This window comes from Mucilaginibacter phyllosphaerae, assembly GCF_004378255.1.
In the GTDB taxonomy this organism is placed as follows: Bacteria; Bacteroidota; Bacteroidia; order Sphingobacteriales; family Sphingobacteriaceae; genus Mucilaginibacter; species Mucilaginibacter phyllosphaerae.
The window spans coordinates 292345-312059 of sequence record NZ_SNQG01000001.1 but is presented as its reverse complement, the minus strand read 5'-3'; the positions used below and the strand labels follow the sequence as shown (position 1 = coordinate 312059).

Below are 19715 nucleotides of genomic sequence, written 5' to 3'. Positions count from 1 at the left end.
TATTAAGATCGTATTGCCTTTAACGGCATTTTTTGTATTAAATTTTGCGCAAATATGCGTGTTTCTTTATCAGTATTCAAATAGTCGTTTAATGATGGGGCCGGTATGTAGCTAATTTTCTGCATGCAGGTTTCAATTACGTCACTCATTTCTAAAAAGCCTGTCTCGTTTTTTAGAAACGCCGCTACAGCTACTTCGTTGGCTGCATTGATTATACAAGGCATATTACCGCCACGCTCCAATGCCTCAAAAGCCAGTTTCAGGTTCCTGAAGGTATCCATATCCGGCTGTTCAAACGTCAGGTTAGGGTAATCTAAAAAATTAAAGCGCTTAAAGTTTGTTTTAACCCGGTTGGGGTAAGTAAGCGCATATTGTATAGGCAGCTTCATATCCGGCAAACCCATTTGTGCTTTTATCGACCCATCCTGAAACTGTACCAGCGAATGTATAATAGACTGTGGATGAACGATCACATCTATCTGATCGGCCTGCAGATCAAACAACCATTTCGCCTCTATAACTTCTAAGCCCTTATTCATCAGCGAAGCCGAATCAATGGTGATCTTAGCACCCATTACCCAGTTGGGATGCTTAAGGGCATGCTCGCGGGTTACATTGGCCAGGTAAGCAGCGTCTTTGCCACGGAACGGCCCGCCGGATGCTGTAAGGATAATTTTTTCTACAGTATTATCCTGCTCGCCCGTAAGGCACTGGAAAATAGCCGAATGCTCGCTATCTACAGGTAATATCTTAACGTTATGTGCTTTGGCAAGGCTGGTTATGATCTCGCCGGCTACAACCAAAGTTTCTTTATTGGCTAACGCGATGTCTTTACCCGCTTTGATGGCATTGATAGTAGGCTCCAGGCCGGCAAAACCAACCATGGCGGTCAGTACAATATCAATATCGGTATGGGTAACCATCTCCTTAATGGCTTCATGCCCGGCCAAAACTTTTACAGGTAAATGGGCAAGCGATTCTTGAACTTGCTGGTGTTTGCTTTCGTCGCAAATTATGGCGTAGGCCGGTACAAATTCCAGGCACTGCTCTATAAGCAGGTAGGCATTTGAGTGCGCCGTAAGCAAAAAAGCCTTAAACAACTGCTTGTTATCTCTGATAACCTCAAGCGTTTGTGTGCCAATGCTGCCTGTAGAGCCAAGAATGGCTATGTTTTTAATATTATCCAATTATGTGTAATAACACGTTATTGCGAGCGTAGCAAACCTTGGTATCGCCTGTTCTTCTACCGGAGATTTCTTCGTGCCCCGCAATTACGTTTGAGTTTATTTATTAATATAATTTACAAGTTCATCCGCTATTTTTCTGTCGTTAGATAAACGGGGCACTTTGTTTTGGCCGCCAAGTTTACCCTGGCTGCGCATATAGTTTATAAAAGTATCCTTTTTTAAACTTCTGACGATCAAAGGCTGCAATATGTTACCCTCAATCAAGTCAAAATAGTAAATATTTTTTTGCTGTAGTGCTTTATCTACCTTTAAGGCAAACGCTGCCAGGTTTTTGGGCTCTTTTGCAAATTCTATAAACCACTCGTGGTAGGGTAATTCGCCTGCAGCAGGGGCAACCTGCGGGGCTACGGTAAACTCTGTTACCTCAACACCCTCTTCGGCAGCTACGCCCATTAATGCCTGCTCAACTTCTTCGCCAATAACATGTTCGCCGAAGGCAGAGATGTAATGTTTAACGCGGCCGCTAACAATAATTTTATAGGGGTTTTTAGATACAAATTTAATCGTGTCACCTAAACTATATCCCCATAAACCGGCGCTGGTATTCATAATAAGCGCGTAGTTTTTATCCAGTTCCACATCTTTTAAATTGATGCGGGTGGGGTTGTCATTAAAGTACTCGTCTGACGGGATGAACTCATAGAAGATCCCGGCATCCACCATCAGCAACAAGCCTTTTTCCTTCTGCGAATCCTGAAAAGCAATAAAGCCTTCGGATGCCGGGTAAGTTTCAATACTATCTATCTTAAAACCAATACTTTCTTCCATCCGGGCGCGGTATGGCTCGTAATTTACGCCACCGTGTACGTATAATTTGAAGTTAGGGAAGATATCTTTAATTTTTTTACCGCCGGATACGGCCGAAAGCCTGTCGAAATACATCTGGCACCAGGGCGGTATGCCCGATATTAAGCGTAGGTCTTCTTGAGCGGTTTCCTGTACAATGGCATCAACCTTTTCTTCCCAGTCTTCGATGCAGTTAGTCGGGTAGGATGGAAGCCTGTTTTTTTGCAAGTAGCCCGGCACATGATGCGCTACGATACCTGATAAGCGACCGGTTTGCACACCGTTTTTTTCGTTTAGAATTGGGCTGCCCTGTAAAAATATCATCTTGCCATCTACAAAATCGGCTTTGCCCGTTTCATGAATGTAGCTTAATAAGGCATTGCGGGCTGCTTTGATATGCTCGGGCATGCTCTCGTTTGAGATGGGGATGTATTTTACACCAGATGTTGTACCGGATGTTTTAGCCAGATAGGCAGGTTTTCCCGGCCACATTACGTTGGCCTCGCCGTTTACAACGCGATCAATATAAGGGCGCAGCTGTTCGTAATCCCGTATGGGTACCTGTTTCTTAAAGTCTTCGTAGGATGTTATTTTGGCAAAATTATGGTCGAGACCAAAAGCTGTATTTTTGGCATCAAATATCAGATCGGTAAAAACTTTTTGCTGAAGCGCCACAGCATTTTGCCTGATAGTATCTAACTGTTTATTTACATACCATGCAAATACCTTGCTTAAAGCTGCCTTTAACCCCATAATTAATTAGTTTCAGCAAAATCATCATCCACATCCTGATGACTGTAAATAAGCTTACGATAGGTTACCGCCAGGATGATATTTACAAAGGGATAAGTAAATAGTATGGTTAATGATACCGCCGGATAGTTTTGTGATAGTTTTGCAGGTAATGCAATTAGCAATATGATGATACCTAATATTAAAACTACCTTTAAAAGATAGCCGCGGGTTAACTCAAAGCTTTGTTTTAATGATTCGATTGGGCCTGATGCGTCATCTACTATAAAAGTATTGAAAAACATAATACGCAGTGCAAGAAACAGGCCGGCTATACCGGCAACCAATTCAATAGCAAACTGTATATTGGGGCTTTCTTCTAAATAATCTACCAGTATGCCTAAGTTTGTTACTATAAAAGCAAATATGAAAACTACCGCCAGATAACTCCAAACCATTTTGGCTTTAGGTATCACCTGTATAAATTCAAAGTCGTAGTATTCGCTATCAATTACAGTAAAAATCAGTTTATAAAGGCCAAGCGTAGTATATGCCTGCAACCAGATCAAAATAAAGGTTACAATCATTGACCCCCAAAAATCTTCGGGCGAATAAATAAAGCCGATGATAAGACCAAGTACCCCCAGTAAAAAAAAGGAAATAACAGAGTAAACTATAATCGTTACAAAGTTCTTTCTGAAAATATCCCATGCAGCCTTTACGGTTTCTGCAACAGAGAACGGGTGATACATACTACGTTTTTAAGATCTTTTTAACACAACACGCTTCCAAAAATCCTGCATAAATCCCAACCCGTAGGCAGTAAGTTGCGTTATGGCAGCTATAATGCTCAAAAATGCAATTTTTGCTGATTTATTCTTAATAAGCGCGTGAAAAAATATTAACAAAATGTAAACACCTAACAAAATGTTACATAGCATGGCTATAGGCAACCGGGCAACATTGGCAACCAAAGTAAATGCTATACCCAGCGTGGCAAATGCCGGGAAAAAATGCACCAGCTTTAATTGCGAGGGGAAGAATTTGTAAATGTTGATGCGTGCACGACCAAAAAAATGAAGCTGTTTATAAAACTTAACAAAATCTGTACGGCGTTTATGGTAAACAATGGCTTCTGGTATCAAACCTATTTTATAACCCAGTGAATGGATGCGGATGCTATACTCAATATCCTCGCCTAAACGAGTGATGATAAAGCCCCCTGCCTTTTCCCAAACAGCCCGGGATACCCCCATATTAAAGCTGCGGGGATGAAACTGACCGATACCTTTTTTATTTCCGCGGATGCCGCCTGTAGTGAAAGGCGAGGTCATGGCGTAGCTGATGGCTTTTTGGATAGGGGTGAATGATTCATGTGCGCCGTCTGGCCCGCCATAGGCATCCAGCCAGTTCTTACCGAGCGAATCATGTACGATCTGCAGGTAATCTGCAGGGATCAGGCAGTCCGAATCAAATATCACAAAATAATCGCCTTTGGCACGTTCAAAGCCGAAGTTGCGCGTAAAGCCCTGGCCTTCATTGGCTTTTTCAAAGTAGCGTATGTTGAGTTTATCTGCATAGCCCTTTACAATATCTTCGGCACGTTCTACAGAGCCATCCTCAATAACCAAAACTTCAAACTGCTTGTAGGTTTGCAGGGTTAAGGTAGCCAGCAGTTCGGCAATTTCCTGGGGGCGGTTATACAGAGGTATGATGATGGAAAAAAACATATTTTCAAATGTGCAGATGTGCGGGTATGCAGATGTGCAGATGAATTGTTTAGTTGTTAAGTGTAATAATACAATGTGTTAAAATGAGCACGAATCTGCAAATTCGCAAATCTTCTCATCCGTACATCTAAATCGTGTCTTCTATTTGATAATTATTCCTGTCGTGCGAGTTGCGCGAAACCAGTTCGGCAACAAAGCCGGTTAAAAACAATTGCGATCCCAGCAAAATGGCTACTAATGCAAAGTAAAACAACGGATTATCTGTAGGTTGCCTTGGCACAACGTGATGTGCCAGATCATATAATTTTTCGGCAATAAGATAAATGGCAATAACTATACCTGCAAAAAAACTAAGCGTACCCATAGCGCCAAAAAAATGCATGGGGCGTTTGCCAAATTTCCCCACAAAAAATATCGACAGCAAATCTAAAAAGCCATTTATAAAACGCGTCCACCCGAATTTGGTTTTGCCGTATTTACGGGCGCGATGCTCTACCACCTGCTCGCCAATATTGGTAAAGCCTGCCCATTTGGCTATTACGGGGATATAGCGGTGCATTTCGCCGTAAACCTCAATATTTTTTACTACGGTTTTGCGATAGGCTTTAAGCCCGCAGTTAAAATCATGCAAATTGTTGATGCCGCTCATTTTGCGGGTTGCCGCATTAAAAAACTTTGTAGGTATAGTTTTGGTTAGGGGGTCATAACGTTTTGCTTTCCAGCCCGATACCAGGTCGTATTTATCTTCTGTTATGCGGCGGTATAGGCCGGGTATCTCATCCGGGCTGTCCTGCAGGTCGGCATCCATGGTTATGATCACATCGCCTTTCGCAGCCTCAAAACCAATATTGAGCGCAGCCGATTTACCGTAATTGCGCCTGAATTTAAAGCCTTTTATAAAAGGATTGTTCTCTTTTAATTTAACGATCATATCCCAGGAGCCATCTTTGCTGCCGTCGTCAACCAAAACAATCTCATAGGTGTAATTATTATCGGCCATAACGCGGCTTATCCACGAGGTAAGCTCCGGTAACGATTCAACCTCGTCGTAAAGTGGTACTACTACTGATATATCCATTTAATAGGGTAGATGCCTGGGCTGCCCAAATCAGCCGCCCGCCTTTGTTGCAAAAATATAAAAAATTAGAGAAGGGTTGCAGTCCAATCTTTAAACCAGAAATGATGTTAATAAAAAAGCCGCAACAATTTGTTACGGCCTAAATATTAAACTAAGTTTTTTCAATCTAATCCCAAAACCTTACTTGTCCTCTCCCTTGTAGCATCAGCCAAAGCCTCATCCTTTACAAGCGATTGCCCGTAAGAGGGGATCATCTTTGTAAAAACAGCCTGCCATTCCGGAGATTTGGCTTTGTTTTTAAAGCAGCGGCTGATCAGATCGATCATGATAGGTACTGACGTTGAAGCCCCCGGTGATGCACCTAAAAGGGCAGAGATGCTGCCATCGGCACTGGTTACTACCTCGGTGCCAAATTCTAAAACGCCGGTGCGTTGAGCATCTTTTTTGATGATCTGCACGCGCTGGCCTGCAACATCCAGCGTCCAGTCCTGGTCTTTAGCTGCCGGGAAATACTCCTGCAAGGCCTTAAGCCTATCGGCGGGTGATTGTAATACCTGGCTGATGAGGTATTTAGTTAAAGCCATGTTATCGCGGCCAACGGCCAGCAGTGGCAGTATATTATTGAATTTTATAGAAGTAAATAAGTCAAGCAAAGAGCCTTTTTTTAGGAAACGGGTTGAAAAACCTGCATAGGGGCCAAAAAGTAATGATCTTTTACCATCGATCATTCGGGTATCCAAATGCGGTACAGACATTGGCGGCGAGCCAACAGATGCTTTACCATACACTTTGGCATCGTGTTTTTTAATCACATCCGGGTTGGTACAAACCAGCCATTGCCCGCTTACCGGGAAACCGCCAAAGCCCTTGCTCTCTGGTATGCCCGATTTTTGCAGCAGGGGCAAAGCGCCGCCGCCGGCACCAACAAATATGAATTTTGCATTTAATTTGCGTTTGTTGCCGCTTATCCTGTCGCTTACTTTAACCTGCCAGGTATTATCTTTGTTGCGCTTGATATCGTTAACGTCATGATTAAGGCTTAAGGTAACACCCGGTTTTTGCTGCAGCTTATTAATTAAGCTACGCGTTAAAGAACCAAAGTTAACATCTGTACCAATACCCATGTAAGTGGCAGCTACATGATGCCCTTCATCACGCCCATCCATTACCAGTGGTACCCATTTTTTTAGCTGGGCATGGTCTTCAGAATACTCCATACCTTTAAAAAAATGGTGCTGCACTAAAGCATCGCGGCGTTTTTTAAGGTAATCTACATTATCATCCCCCCAAACAAAACTCATATGCGGTATTCTGCTGATGAAACTTTGCGGCGTATCTATATATCCTGCTTCAACTAAAAAGGCCCAAAATTCTTTAGAAATTTCAAACTGCTCGGCAATTTTAATGGCTTTGGTAATTTCTATAGAGCCGTCTTTAAGTTGCGGGGTATAATTTAATTCGCAAAAGGCAGAATGGCCTGTACCGGCATTGTTCATGGCATCAGAACTTTCTGCCGCAACGGTATCCAGTCGTTCAAAAATTTCTATGGTCAGGTCGGGCTGCAGCTGTTTAAGCATTACCCCAAGTGTAGCGCTCATAATGCCTGCGCCAACTAAAACTACATCAACTGTTGTGTTTGAACTATTACTGCCGTTATTCATGATATTATTGAATGCTAAAGATACATTCAAATAAATTATTTGATGGATATATATGCCTTAAACTAATTAAATGATATAAAGTTTACACTAATTACAATGTAAAATAACATTGCAGGTGCCCGCTTATACTATTATACCGAAGGCAATTTTAGTAAAATTTATATAAAATATATTGATTATAGCTTGTAATTTAATTAACATGCTGATGCTCTGCTGCTTTAGCATGCCGCGATGCTTCCTTAAAGTAGATTTAGTGGTATTTAATAAAGCATACATGATTTACTGTGTATAATCTTCTTAAATTTCACTATAAAAGCATGTCGTTCCCATTTAATTAATGCCATTATTTATGATTTAAGCAAATTATTATGTAAGCATAGTAATGTTGTGTAAAGTGCGGCTTAATTAACGGATTTATAAATTTTTTAAGAGGTTTATTGTTAATTTTTATAAAATTTATTAACAATACTATGAAATTTATAAAAATAATTTAAATTCGCACTGCAAACTAAGTACTGATCTTATAAATAACTGATATTTAAACTTAAAAAATTACAAATTAATCATTAAAATGGCAACTAAACTTGAGTACATCTGGCTTGATGGCTACAAACCAACCCAAAGCCTGCGTAGTAAAACAAAAATTGTTAAATCTTTTAGCGGTAAAGTTGAAGATTTGGATAACTGGAGCTTTGATGGTTCATCAACCGAGCAAGCACCGGGTGGTTCATCAGATTGTATTTTAAAGCCGGTATTTACTTGCCCGGATCCACAGCGTAAAGATGCACACCTTGTTATGTGCGAAGTATTAGATTCTAAAGGCCAGCCACATGAATCTAATGGCCGTGCACTTATCCAGGATGATGATAATGATTTTTGGTTTGGCTTTGAGCAGGAGTATTTCCTTTGGGACCCTGAAACTGATAAACCGCTTGGCTTCCCTAAAGGTGGTTACCCGGCACCACAAGGCCCGTATTATTGCTCGGTAGGCGCTAAAAACGCTTATGGCCGCGATATTGTTGAAGAGCACCTGGATGCTTGTTTAGAAGCAGGCTTAAATGTTGAAGGTATCAACGCAGAGGTAGCAGCAGGCCAGTGGGAATTTCAGATCTTTGCCAAAGGCGCTAAAGAAGCCGGTGACCAGATTTGGGTTGCACGTTATTTATTAGAAAGAATTGGTGAAAGCTATGGTGTTGCCATTAACTGGCATTGCAAACCATTAGGCCAGTTAGATTGGAATGGTTCTGGTATGCACGCCAACTTCTCTAACACTTTATTGCGTACTGCAAACAGCGAAGAGAAATTTAAAGCAGTTTGTGAGGCATTCCGCCCGGCAGTTGCTGAGTGTATTGCTGTATATGGTGCTGATAACGATCAACGCTTAACCGGTAAGCACGAAACTGCTTCAATTACCGATTTTAGCTACGGTGTATCTGATCGTGGTGCTTCAATCCGTATTCCTTTATACGCAGTAGATCATAACTGGAGTGGTTATTTAGAAGATCGTCGCCCTAACTCGGCTGCCGATCCGTACAAAGTAGCCGCGGTTATTATTAAAACCGTTAAAACTGCTAAAGTTTAGTATTACCATCCTATACCTTTTTATAAAAATCCCCCGTATTTAATTAACGGGGGATTTTTTTGGTTTATTTTGCTGCAGTAACTTTTCTTTTTGCTGTAGCAGCTGTTTTGGCCGCTGTTGTTTTAGCAGCAGCAACTTTTGGCGCAGCAGCTTTTTTAACTGCGGCTACTTTAGTTTTAGCATCATCAGTTACTTCCTTTGCTTTTGTGGTTGCTTTGGCCTTTACATTTGCCGCAGTTTTTTTAGCTTCGGCTGTAGTATCTTTTGCTTTTTCAGTTACTTCCTTTGCTTTTGTGGTTGCTTTGACCTTTACATCAGCCGCTTCTTTTTTTGCCTTATCGGTGGTATCGGCAATCTTTTTGGCAACTGCATTTTTGGTTGTATCAACCTTTTTAACCGCTGATTTTTTAGCCGTAGTTATTTTTTTAGATGCTGTAGCCTTTTTAGCCGCTGCATTTTCTTTAATATCTTCAATTTTATCTTCTGCTTTGTCTTTCAGGTCTTCGGCAGTCTCTTTGGTGCCATCCCAAAATTCTTCTATGGTTTCTTTAATTTTTTCAAAGAACCCCTTTTCTTCAGGCTGTGTTTTTTTGGTGCTCATAGTTGTATTTATTTAAGTATCTGGTTATTATTAGCTATTCAACATTGGTAAATAGTATTTTGTTTTAATGCAAAAAAAGCTATATAAAACAGCACTAAGCGGGCTGCTTTTTTAAAGTGTATCCCTGTAAAAGTTGATTTAAACAAGGCGATATTGCAATTAAATAATTAACCGTATTTTTGCCGGCTATGAAGTTCCCTAAGTTTGCCGACCTGATATTATTTGAAGACGACGATGTAATAGTGGTGAATAAACCGCCGTTTATCAGTTCGCTGGATGAGCGTGAAGGTGGCGAAGTAAATATGTTGCGCCTGGCCAAACAATATACAGATGATGCGCAGATTTGTCACCGGCTGGATAAAGAAACTTCGGGGGCGCTTATCATAGCCAAAAATCCCGAAGCTTATCGCACCGTATCTATACAGTTTGAGAAACGGAGGGTTAAAAAGGTGTATCATGCCGTTATTGATGGCACCCATGTTTTTGACAACCTGCTGATAGACCTGCCGATACTTAATGTAGGTAAAGGTAACGTAACCATTAGCCGGCAGGAAGGTAAACGTGCCGAAACGTGGTTTCAGTCGTTAAAGTATTTTAAGCATTATACGCTGGTAGAATGCCGCCCGGTAACCGGCCGTATGCACCAGATCCGCATACACCTGGCTACTCAGCGGGCTTCTATAGCAGGTGATGAAATGTATAAAGGCCAACCGGTATTTTTATCAAAGCTTAAGCGCAAATATATCTTAGGTAAAGATCAGGAAGAGTTACCCATCATGAAACGTTTTGCTTTACATGCCTATGAGGTAAGCTTCAAACTACCATCGGGCGAAGACGTGACCATCCATGCACCATACCCTAAAGACTTTGAAACATTATTAAAATTGCTGGATAAATTTGATAGTTAATTACACAGTTAAGCGCTCATAAACAGGTGTTTAAAATGTAATTATTATTAAAAATTGTTTGTTTTTACGCTTGCCAGGTGTAAATTTATAGGAAAAACATCTGCATGCGCAAAAAGCTTTGTTTCGCAACAGCTTTTCTCATCTTAATAACCTGTGCTTTGCATGCGCAGCCATCTCGTATTAACCGCGATACGCTTATCAGTATTATTGAGCAAAAAGGCAGACCCGAGCAGCAAAAAAGATTAATAAGATTTGTAAAGAAGTATGTTCAAAATATAAGGCCGGGAAAAGGCAGGGAAACTGCGGATACGCTTATAAAGATGTTAGCCGCTTACAACTTACCTGATAAGGGTGCTTTACAGCATTTTATTTTAGGTATTTGCCTGCATAAAAATCGGGATCTTAAAAATGCAGAACTGCACATGTTGCAGGCTGTAGAGATTGCACGTAAAAATAACAGTAGCTACCTGTTGTATCAGTTTTTAAGCCATCTTGGTTTTATACAAACAGATGCAGGTGATTTTACGGGGGCTGTTTACAGTTACCGCCTGGCCCAAAAAGAGGCATTACAGTTAAATGACAATCATCTGCAAACGCTGCTGGATGTTAATATCTCCGATTTGTATTATAAATCAGGTTTTTACAATCAATCTATTAATTACCTTAATCAGGCCCAATCGTTATTAACTGCCGAGTCGGCTGCCAGCCGTGCATCGCTATCTACAACAATACTTTACAATAAATCTGAGAATTACTTCCGGATGAAAAATTACGATTCGTTACTTGCATATCATCAGCGGCTACTGGATGCAGGTAATAAATCGTACAAAATACAAACCTACAGGCTGCGTACGGCATATTATTTAAAACTGCTTAAGCAGGATTATGTAACTGCTATAGGCCAGATAATGGCTTTAAAAAGAGACAAAAAGTATGTACCGAGCGAGTTGGATGACCAGCAACTTGCCTATGCTTATTTTATGAACAAGCAGTTAGATTCGGCCAAGGTTGTGGTTGCTAAATTATTAAAAAGCAGTAACGGCGATAACCACCCCGAAATTCGTTTTCATTTGTATGATATGCTTGCCCAGATAGCAGAAAAACAAGGTGATGTGCGCCTGGCATCTGCTAATTATAAACTTGCGTTACAGGAATTAAAAGAAAATAATTTAAGGATAAGTAAGGTAGGTAACATTTCATCGCAGATGAAAATAGATGAAACCGAAAATTCTTACCTGCAACGGGCCGAAGCTTATAAGCGCGAACGCCTGTGGCTGATACTGCTGGTAATTACAGCAGCCCTTGTTATTATAACCATTACATTGATATATAGGGCTGTAAAACAAAAGAGGCATTACGAAAGGCTTTTATATTTAGCTAAAAAGGAGGAATTGGCATTTATCAATTCGCACGAGGTTAGAAAATACCTTACCAATATTTTAGGCATAATGGATATTTTAAAAAATAGCGAAAGCAAAATGGAGGATTACGAACAGATAGAGCCGTATTTGCATAAATCGGCATCATTGCTTGATAAATCTATCAGAAATATATCCGAAAAGTTAAATGAAGAAGATGAGTTAGCTTAAACAGCCCGGTCTGTACAGCCTTAATCGCTGCTGATAAGGGTAGTTTCGCGGGTTATAATATCATGGATGCTTGTTTCTGATAAGATCTTTAAAGAAGCATCCCGCACCTCAATAAATACATCGCGGATACCGCATGTATGCTCCTGATGGCACTCATCGCACCGGTGATAAAAGTTAAGACTGGCGCAGGGCACCATAGCGATGGGGCCATCGGTAATGCGCATAATACTAACCAAAAAAATCTCTTTTGGGTCCTTATTAAGGCTGTAGCCACCACCCGCGCCTTTTTTGCTGTACAGATAGCCGGCGTTCCTAAGATCGAGCAGGATCTGTTCTAAAAATTTTTTGGGTATTTTTTCAAGCTCGGCGATCTTGGAGATCTGCATGGGCGGCTTGTCCATGTTTTTGCCCATGACAACCAGCGCCTTTATTGCGTATTTAGTTTTTTTGGATAGCATCTATAAATATAGTACACAAAATTACACAAACAAATTTGTACTACATAATATGCAGGCATAGTATTTATGTAACATTCGTGTCAGCGTGGCCCAGGCTTTTATCAGGGTTTACTACATCCCTTACCAGTTGTTTCAGTTCCTTTATTTCCGGAAACCGGCCCTGTTCTTTACGGTCAAACAACACCACATCATTTATCCTGATATTATACTTGCCCGGGGTCTCGCTGGGCTGCAGGGTAACACCATAAATATCGTTGTTAAAAGTGCTTAACAGTTCTTGCGCCATGTAGGCAGCCCTAAGCATCCAGTTGCATTTAGGGCAATATTCTATGGTGATGGCTGGTTTCATTATATGCAGATATGTAAAGATGCCTGTTATGTCTAATTGACACAATAACTTGTTTGACAGATATTTTTTAGTAATTTCCGTTATCCAAACATCAACCAATTATAAAACATATTTCATGAAAAGAATAACATTTTTTATACTGTTGGCAAATTTTGCCTTTATAACAGTATTTGCGCAAAACGGCAAGCAAGTTAAAATTGAGAATGGCGTGGTAGAAAGCGTTACCGAAAAATCGGGTGTTAACAGTTTTAAAGGCATTCCTTTTGCCCAGCCACCCATTGGGCCCCTGCGCTGGAAAGAACCACAGCCGGTTAATAACTGGAAGGGTGTACGCAAGTGTAATGCTTTTGGCTATAACCCTATGCAAAAAAAAGTTTTTGGCGATATGAATTTTCGTTCGCCGGGTATGAGCGAAGATTGCCTGTACCTGAATGTTTGGCTGCCTGCAAAGCCGTCAAAAACCAGGCTGCCTGTGCTGGTTTATTTTTATGGCGGCGGCTTTGTTGCCGGTGATGGATCGGAGCCGCGTTATGACGGGGAAAGCATGGCCAGGCGCGGAATAATTTCTATTACGGTTAATTACCGTTTAGGAGCTTTTGGGTTCATGGCCCATCCGGAATTGACTAAAGAATCGGCACACCATTCCTCTGGCAATTATGGGCTGCTGGATCAGAATGCCGCCCTGCGCTGGGTGCAAAAAAATATAGCAGCATTTGGCGGCGACCCGAAGCGGGTTACCATCGCCGGCGAATCGGCAGGGTCGATTGCGGTGTCTGCACAGATGGTATCGCCATTATCAAAAAATCTTATTGCAGGGGCCATAGGCGAGAGCGGGGCTATGATAAAACCTACTTTAGCCGCAATACCATTAGTTGACGGAGAGCAGAACGGATTGAAGTTTGCCGAAAGGGCAGGGGCCGCAACATTGGCCGATTTACGAATGCTATCTGCAGATAAGTTGTTGGACGAAGCTGCCAAGCCCGGAACACCAACTATGCAGGTAGCAACGATTGATGGTTACTTTTTGACTAAAAAGCCGGTAGCGTCTTTTTTAGCCGGCGAACAGGCTAAAGTACCACTTTTAGTTGGTTGGAATTCGGCAGAGATACCCTACCAAGCCGTGATGTACGGTAAAACGCCAACCCCGGAAAATTATATAAGCCAGGTTAAAATGCTTTACGGCGAAAAAGCTGACGAGGTTTTAAAATTGTACCCGGGTAATAGCGAGGTAGAAGTGATCAAATCTGCCACAGAACTGGCCAGCGACAGGTTTATATCCTACAGTACGTGGAAATGGGCCGATGCACATGCTTTAACCGGCGGCAAGCCTGTGTATAGATACCTATTCTCTAAACCACGCCCGGCCATGACAGCGGCAATGGGTAACGCCAAAGCAGGTTTGGCTGGTGGTGTTATTAAAGGCGACGCTGATGCTAAACCCGAAGCTAATAAACAGCCTCAGCCCTATGCAGGTGCAGCACATGCATCAGAAATTGAATATGCCATGGGCAACCTGGCAACAAATACCGTTTATGCTTGGACGCCCGAAGATTACAAGGTATCTGCCATTATGGAAAGCTATTTTGCCAACTTTGTAAAAACAGGCAATCCCAACGGCCCTGCCTTGCCAAAATGGGATGCTAATATGAAGGGCGGCCCTGTAAGCTTTATTAATATAAACGTTAAAACAGTGCTTGAAAAGGAAAGCCCTCAGCTAAGGGGCAGGTATGTATTTTTAGATCAGCAATATCTGAAATAACACCTGATTAAAATTAGCTATAAAAAGAAAACCGCTTTGGAATCATCCAGAGCGGTTTTCTTTTTATTAATGGGATTGTGTTACAAGTGAATAACTTCTCCGTATGCATCGGCAGCAGCTTCCATAACAGCCTCGCTCATGGTAGGGTGCGGGTGTACCGATTTAATGATCTCGTGGCCGGTTGTTTCCAGCTTACGTGCTGTAACTATTTCGGCTATCATCTCGGTAACGTTAAAGCCCAGCATATGTGCGCCAAGCAATTCGCCGTATTTGGCATCGAAGATCAGTTTTACAAAACCATCTTTAGCGCCTGCGGCACTTGCCTTGCCTGATGCCGAGAATGGGAATTTGCCTATTTTAAGCTCGTATCCGGCTTCCTTAGCCGCTTTTTCTGTATAACCAACTGATGCCACCTCTGGCGAGCAGTACGTACAGCCCGGTATGTTATTGTAGTTTAACGGCTCGGGATGGTGGCCTGCAATTTTTTCAACGCAGATAATACCTTCGGCAGATGCAACGTGTGCCAATGCCTGGCCTTTAACAATATCACCGATGGCATAAACGCCATCAACATTGGTTTTATAAAAATCATCTACCAATACTTTGCCTTTATCGGTTTTTACGCCGTTCTCTTCTAATCCAAGGCCTTCAATATTGGTAGAGATACCTATAGCAGATAATACAACGTCGGCTTCCAGTACCTGGTTGCCTGATGCTGTTTTAACATTTACACGGCAGCCCTCGCCATTAGTATCTACCGATTCAACGGTTGAGCCCGTCATGATGTTGATACCTTGTTTTTTAAGGATGCGGAGTAAACCCTTTGATACTTCCTCATCCTCTAATGGCACAATATTATCTAAAAACTCAACTACGGTAACTTTTGTACCAATAGCATTGTAAAAATAAGCAAACTCTATACCGATGGCACCTGAGCCTACCACAACCATTGATTTTGGCTGTTGGGGAAGGATCATAGCCTGGCGGTAGCCTATAACTTTCTTGCCATCCTGTTTAAGATTCGGTAACTCGCGCGAGCGGCCTCCTGTTGCCAGGATGATGTTTTTTGCTGTAAAATCTTTAGTAGAGCCGTCGCTGATTTTTACAGATACGGTCCCTTTTGATTTTAAAGAACCATAACCCATAATTACCTCGATCTTGTTCTTCTTCATCAGGAACTGTACGCCTTTGCTCATGCCATCGGCTACGCCGCGGCTTCTTTTTATTACAGCTTCAAAATCAACTTCGCCGCCGCTGGTTTTGATACCGTAATCGGCAGCGTGGTTTAAATATTCAAACACCTGGGCGCTTTTTAATAAGGCTTTTGTAGGGATACAACCCCAGTTAAGGCAAATGCCCCCAAGCGATTCTTTTTCAACAATGGCGGTTTTTAAACCCAATTGCGACGCGCGGATAGCGGCAACATAGCCGCCCGGGCCCGAACCAATAACAATTAAATCGTAATCCATATAGTATGTATCTTTTATGATTTTGGAATGCCAAAGCTAATTAAAAAGCACTGGAAAAGAAAAACCACGGAATGATTTAGTAATTGAACTTAAATGCTAATCATCATAGGTTGTTAAAGCACTGTTTATTCATAAAAACATAGTTTGTAATATGAATATTACACTCAAAATTCATCAAAATTTCATTATTGTTTAAATAAGGTGTAAAGTGTTGAAAAGTATATAATTATTATTAACATTAACTTAATATACTGATTGACACTATTACTTATCTTTGCTGCATAATTCACTTAATGATAAATCATTTAACAGTTAAATTAAAAAAACAAAGTATGAGGAACTTTTTACTCTTATTATTACTGACCGGATTTACACTCTTTTTTGCAGGGAATGTAAACGCTCAGGGGGTAACTACGGCTTCTGTTAACGGTGTGATTACCGATAACCAGGGCGGGATACCAGGAGCAACCGTAACGATTACACACCAGCCAACAGGTACGGTGTATTCAACCGTTACACGTACAGATGGCCGTTACAACATCCCTAACTTAAGGGTTGGTGGCCCGTACATTTTTAAAGTAAGCTTTATTGGATTTAAAGATTACATTCAGGAAGGCATTACCTTATCTATTGGCCAGGATCAGCGTATTTCGACTAAACTATTGGACAACACCACAAGTTTAGGCGAGGTTACCGTTACAGGCACACAAGGCAAGGTTATCAATTCATCGCGCACTGGTGCGCGTGAAACCATCACCCGTTCACAAATTGAGAATTTACCTACAGTTAGCCGCTCATTGCAGGATTTTACAAAGCTAACGCCGTCTGCCAATGGTTTGGCTTTTGGCGGCCGCGCCAGCACTTACAACAATATTACGGTTGATGGTGCTTTGTTTAACAACTCTTTCGGTTTATCAGGTACATTAGGTGGCCAAACCAACTCACAGCCAATATCATTAGATGCGATTGACCAGATACAGGTTGATATTGCACCTTATGATGTGCGCCAGGGTAACTTTACAGGTGCAGGTGTTAACACTGTAGTAAAATCAGGTACAAATACTGTAAAGGGTACTGCTTATTATTTTGCACGTGGTGCAAAATTACAAGGTTACCATGTTGGCCCAACCAACTTAAACCCAACCCCGGTTAATTACCATACTAACGGTGTTGCAGTAGGCGGCCCGATCATCAAAAACAAATTGTTTTTATTTGTATCTGGCGAGCAGGAACGCGTTACACAACCACCAAGTTCTGTATGGGTTGCCGGCAAAACAGGTGTAAGCGGTGCTAACGTTTCAAATGTGCAGGCTACTACGCTTGATGCTATCAAAAATAAACTTATCGGCCTTGGTTATGACCCGGGTGCTTACGAAGGTTATCAATACCGTACCTCAAGTGATAAAGTAACTGTAAAATTAGACTGGAATATTGATAAGAACAATACTTTAAGCGCTAAATACTTTTATTTAAAATCATTCAGAGACCAGCCGGCAAGTAATTCAGGTATTACTAACGCAGGTGTTGGTTTTGGTACCACTCGTGCGCCGGGCATCAATACATTGCCATTCCTTGGTTCGGGTTATACTATCAACAATAACTTTAATATTGGTATAGTTGAGTTAAACACCCGTATCAGCAATACCATGTCTAACAAGTTAACAGTTGGATACTCTGCTTTAAGAGATTTCCGTAACTTTTTGGGTAATGGTTCTGTGCCTATGGTTGATATTGGTAACGGTGTTACTACTGCAACAGGTGCGGTTACTACAGGTGCTACAGCAACGGCTACCAGCTTCGGCTCGGAGTTGTTTACCGCAGGTAACTTGTTAAACACAAACATCTGGCAATTTGCTGATGATTTTACCATATACAAAGGCAGGCACGAAATTACTATAGGTACAAGCAACCAGATCCAAAGCTATGTTAACGGTTTTGCGCCTAACTATAACGGTTTGTACACTTATAATTCAGCTTCAGATTTCCTGAACGATTTGCCTGCTGCTGCTTACACACTGCGCTATTCTGCAGTGGGTAACGATTTCCCTTATGCAAAAATTAAGGCATCATTATACAGCGTTTATGTACAGGATAAATATAATGTAACTGATAACTTTAAATTAACTTATGGTGTAAGGGCTGATTATTCGGCATTCCCAAGTTCATTGGCACCAAATGCTAATGCAGCTGCTTTAACTTTCCAGGGCGGTACACAGGTTGATGTATCAAAATTACCTAAAAACCGTGTGCAGATCTCTCCGCGTTTAGGGTTTAACTGGGATGTTAAAGGTGATCAAACCACTCAGATACGTGGTGGTACCGGTTTGTTTACCGGCCAGGTTCCTTTTGTATGGATCTCTAACCAGGCATCCAACAATGGCTTGCTGTTTGGATCATACACCATTGTTAAAGGCGCAGCTACCAATACTGCAGCACAAAATGATCAGTTAATATTTAAACCGGATGTTAACGCAAACCGCCCAACAGCAGGCGCAGCTAATAATTCTTATGAATTGAACGTTGCAGACCCTAACTTAAGGTATCCAAAGATCTGGAGGACCAACCTTGCTATCGACCAAAAATTACCTGGTGGTGTTATTGGTACTATTGAAGGTGCTTACACAAAAGATCTGCAGGCGATATATCATCAAAACCTGGTGGTTTCTGATGGTTTTACCACTCTTGCAGGCCCTGAAGGTCAGATCCGTTATAATTCAAAAAATACAACAGCCCCAACTGCTACAAACCCTACCACAGCTGCAAACCCTAATATTACAGGTTTGTACTATATGAGGAATACCAGCAAAGGCTTCTCTTATTTTATTACCGGCCAGTTACAAAAAAGCTTTACAAATGGTTTCGCGGCAAGTGCAGCTTATACTTATACCAAATCAAAAGATGTTAATGACGGCGGATCAACTGCGGCTACCATCTGGAGCACCAGGTATGTTGCCGGTAACCCTAACGGCGATAACTTGTCTAACAGCTCATACGTACAGCCAAACCGTATTATTGCTACCTTATCTTACCGTAAACAATACTTCAAAAACGCAGCTACTACTATAGGCCTTGTATTCGAAGCATCTAATAATGGTGCTGTATCTTATACAGTTGCAAGTAACAGCAATGCTGCTATCGGTGATTTAAATAATGATGGTGCTAATAACGATTTAATGTACATTCCAAAAACACAGGCAGATATCGTTCTTGTTCCTAACGGATCAACCGATACCCGTACTGCAGGCCAGTTATGGAATCAGTTAAATAACTTTATTAGCCAGGATAAATATCTGAATGCTAACAGAGGCAAATACGCTGAAAGAAACGGTGCTATTTTACCTACTTATAAAAGGCTTGATCTGCACATTGCACAAGATTTTTATGTTAGCGCAGGCAAAACTAAAAACACCCTACAGCTTACTTTTGACGTAATTAACTTCACCAACATGCTGAACAGGAACTGGGGTACATACCAAACTTCATTTACCGGTTTCAACAACGGTGCTGCACCGGTTTTACGTTACATGGGTGTAAATGCGGATAACAGGCCAACTTATGCATTCCCTTACCTGGATGCTACAAACGCTGTCCCTTTACAGTCATCATACAGAAATGATATTAATATTGCCTCACGCTTCCAGGCGCAGATAGGTGTACGTTATATCTTTAACTAATAGTAAGTAACTATAAATTAAAATGGGGGTGTTTCGATTTCGAAACACCCCCATTTTTGTATATACTGTATCATAAGAAGAGGCTGTATGAT

The 19715-nt window shown here is 41.4% G+C and carries 15 protein-coding genes; 5 read left to right on the top strand and 10 right to left on the bottom strand.

Going from position 1 to position 19715, the window contains the following annotated elements; translation table 11 throughout:
- Positions 1-2: 2 nt before the first annotated feature.
- The 6 genes from E2R65_RS01155 to E2R65_RS01130 all read right to left on the bottom strand — a co-directional run bounded on the left by E2R65_RS01155 (position 3) and on the right by E2R65_RS01130 (position 7237).
- On the bottom strand, positions 3-1178 hold the full coding sequence (locus E2R65_RS01155; RefSeq protein ID WP_134335351.1) for a 1-deoxy-D-xylulose-5-phosphate reductoisomerase: 1176 nt from the start codon (positions 1176-1178) through the stop codon (positions 3-5).
- Positions 1179-1283: 105 nt separating this feature from the next.
- Positions 1284-2786, bottom strand: coding sequence for a GH3 auxin-responsive promoter family protein (locus E2R65_RS01150; RefSeq protein ID WP_134334644.1), 1503 nt, complete (start codon positions 2784-2786; stop codon positions 1284-1286).
- Between the two features lie 2 nt (positions 2787-2788).
- Positions 2789-3517, bottom strand: a complete 729-nt coding sequence (locus tag E2R65_RS01145; protein ID WP_134334643.1) for a hypothetical protein — start codon at positions 3515-3517, stop codon at positions 2789-2791.
- A 9-nt stretch (positions 3518-3526) separates the two neighbouring features.
- On the bottom strand, positions 3527-4495 hold the full coding sequence (locus E2R65_RS01140; RefSeq protein ID WP_134334642.1) for a glycosyltransferase: 969 nt from the start codon (positions 4493-4495) through the stop codon (positions 3527-3529).
- A 127-nt stretch (positions 4496-4622) separates the two neighbouring features.
- Positions 4623-5573, bottom strand: a complete 951-nt coding sequence (locus E2R65_RS01135) for a glycosyltransferase family 2 protein (protein WP_134334641.1) — start codon at positions 5571-5573, stop codon at positions 4623-4625.
- Between the two features lie 161 nt (positions 5574-5734).
- Positions 5735-7237 (bottom strand): malate:quinone oxidoreductase, encoded by a 1503-nt coding sequence (locus tag E2R65_RS01130; protein ID WP_262712252.1) that lies wholly within the window; start codon positions 7235-7237, stop codon positions 5735-5737.
- Positions 7238-7805: 568 nt separating this feature from the next.
- Between E2R65_RS01130 and E2R65_RS01125 the strand changes: the two genes are divergently transcribed.
- A complete protein-coding gene (locus E2R65_RS01125) occupies positions 7806-8816 on the top strand; it encodes a glutamine synthetase beta-grasp domain-containing protein (RefSeq protein WP_134334639.1) in 1011 nt (336 codons plus the stop codon).
- A gap of 64 nt (positions 8817-8880) precedes the next feature.
- Here the strand turns inward: E2R65_RS01125 and E2R65_RS01120 are convergent, their stop codons facing one another.
- Entirely contained in the window at positions 8881-9417 is a 537-nt protein-coding gene (locus E2R65_RS01120; protein ID WP_134334638.1) for a hypothetical protein, read from the bottom strand.
- Between the two features lie 188 nt (positions 9418-9605).
- Between E2R65_RS01120 and E2R65_RS01115 the strand changes: the two genes are divergently transcribed.
- The gene (locus tag E2R65_RS01115; protein ID WP_134334637.1) at positions 9606-10325 is read left to right on the top strand and encodes an RluA family pseudouridine synthase; all 720 of its coding nucleotides are present in this window, start codon (positions 9606-9608) and stop codon (positions 10323-10325) included.
- A 320-nt stretch (positions 10326-10645) separates the two neighbouring features.
- The gene (locus E2R65_RS01110) at positions 10646-11914 is read left to right on the top strand and encodes a hypothetical protein (protein ID WP_134334636.1); all 1269 of its coding nucleotides are present in this window, start codon (positions 10646-10648) and stop codon (positions 11912-11914) included.
- 20 nt (positions 11915-11934) lie between these two features.
- On the opposite strand, the gene E2R65_RS01105 is transcribed toward E2R65_RS01110, so the two are convergent.
- Together E2R65_RS01105 and E2R65_RS01100 are read right to left on the bottom strand one after the other, a co-directional pair.
- Positions 11935-12372 carry an RrF2 family transcriptional regulator gene (locus E2R65_RS01105; protein WP_134334635.1) on the bottom strand — a complete coding sequence of 146 codons (438 nt, stop codon included), beginning with the start codon at positions 12370-12372 and terminating at the stop codon, positions 11935-11937.
- 64 nt (positions 12373-12436) lie between these two features.
- On the bottom strand, positions 12437-12721 hold the full coding sequence (locus tag E2R65_RS01100) for a SelT/SelW/SelH family protein (RefSeq protein ID WP_134334634.1): 285 nt from the start codon (positions 12719-12721) through the stop codon (positions 12437-12439).
- A 115-nt stretch (positions 12722-12836) separates the two neighbouring features.
- Between E2R65_RS01100 and E2R65_RS01095 the strand changes: the two genes are divergently transcribed.
- A complete protein-coding gene (locus E2R65_RS01095) occupies positions 12837-14480 on the top strand; it encodes a carboxylesterase/lipase family protein (RefSeq protein WP_134334633.1) in 1644 nt (547 codons plus the stop codon).
- A gap of 80 nt (positions 14481-14560) precedes the next feature.
- On the opposite strand, the gene lpdA is transcribed toward E2R65_RS01095, so the two are convergent.
- Complete coding sequence (gene lpdA / locus E2R65_RS01090) at positions 14561-15949, bottom strand: dihydrolipoyl dehydrogenase (RefSeq protein WP_134334632.1); 1389 nt, start codon at positions 15947-15949, stop codon at positions 14561-14563.
- A 332-nt stretch (positions 15950-16281) separates the two neighbouring features.
- On the opposite strand from lpdA, the gene E2R65_RS01085 reads away from it, so the two are divergent.
- Entirely contained in the window at positions 16282-19623 is a 3342-nt protein-coding gene (locus E2R65_RS01085) for a TonB-dependent receptor (protein ID WP_134334631.1), read from the top strand.
- Positions 19624-19715: the final 92 nt, after the last annotated feature.

Bases quoted from the DNA above. Each gene is read 5' to 3' on its own strand.
- E2R65_RS01100 (WP_134334634.1), bottom strand. From the start codon at position 12,721: ATGAAACCAGCCATCACCATAGAATATTGCCCTAAATGCAACTGGATG.
- E2R65_RS01095 (WP_134334633.1), top strand. From the start codon at position 12,837: ATGAAAAGAATAACATTTTTTATACTGTTGGCAAATTTTGCCTTTATA.
- lpdA (WP_134334632.1), bottom strand. From the start codon at position 15,949: ATGGATTACGATTTAATTGTTATTGGTTCGGGCCCGGGCGGCTATGTT.
- E2R65_RS01115 (WP_134334637.1), top strand. From the start codon at position 9,606: ATGAAGTTCCCTAAGTTTGCCGACCTGATATTATTTGAAGACGACGAT.
- E2R65_RS01145 (WP_134334643.1), bottom strand. From the start codon at position 3,517: ATGTATCACCCGTTCTCTGTTGCAGAAACCGTAAAGGCTGCATGGGAT.
- E2R65_RS01105 (WP_134334635.1), bottom strand. From the start codon at position 12,372: ATGCTATCCAAAAAAACTAAATACGCAATAAAGGCGCTGGTTGTCATG.
- E2R65_RS01110 (WP_134334636.1), top strand. From the start codon at position 10,646: ATGTTAGCCGCTTACAACTTACCTGATAAGGGTGCTTTACAGCATTTT.
- E2R65_RS01085 (WP_134334631.1), top strand. From the start codon at position 16,282: ATGAGGAACTTTTTACTCTTATTATTACTGACCGGATTTACACTCTTT.
- E2R65_RS01150 (WP_134334644.1), bottom strand. From the start codon at position 2,786: ATGGGGTTAAAGGCAGCTTTAAGCAAGGTATTTGCATGGTATGTAAAT.
- E2R65_RS01135 (WP_134334641.1), bottom strand. From the start codon at position 5,573: ATGGATATATCAGTAGTAGTACCACTTTACGACGAGGTTGAATCGTTA.
- E2R65_RS01140 (WP_134334642.1), bottom strand. From the start codon at position 4,495: ATGTTTTTTTCCATCATCATACCTCTGTATAACCGCCCCCAGGAAATT.
- E2R65_RS01120 (WP_134334638.1), bottom strand. From the start codon at position 9,417: ATGAGCACCAAAAAAACACAGCCTGAAGAAAAGGGGTTCTTTGAAAAA.
- E2R65_RS01125 (WP_134334639.1), top strand. From the start codon at position 7,806: ATGGCAACTAAACTTGAGTACATCTGGCTTGATGGCTACAAACCAACC.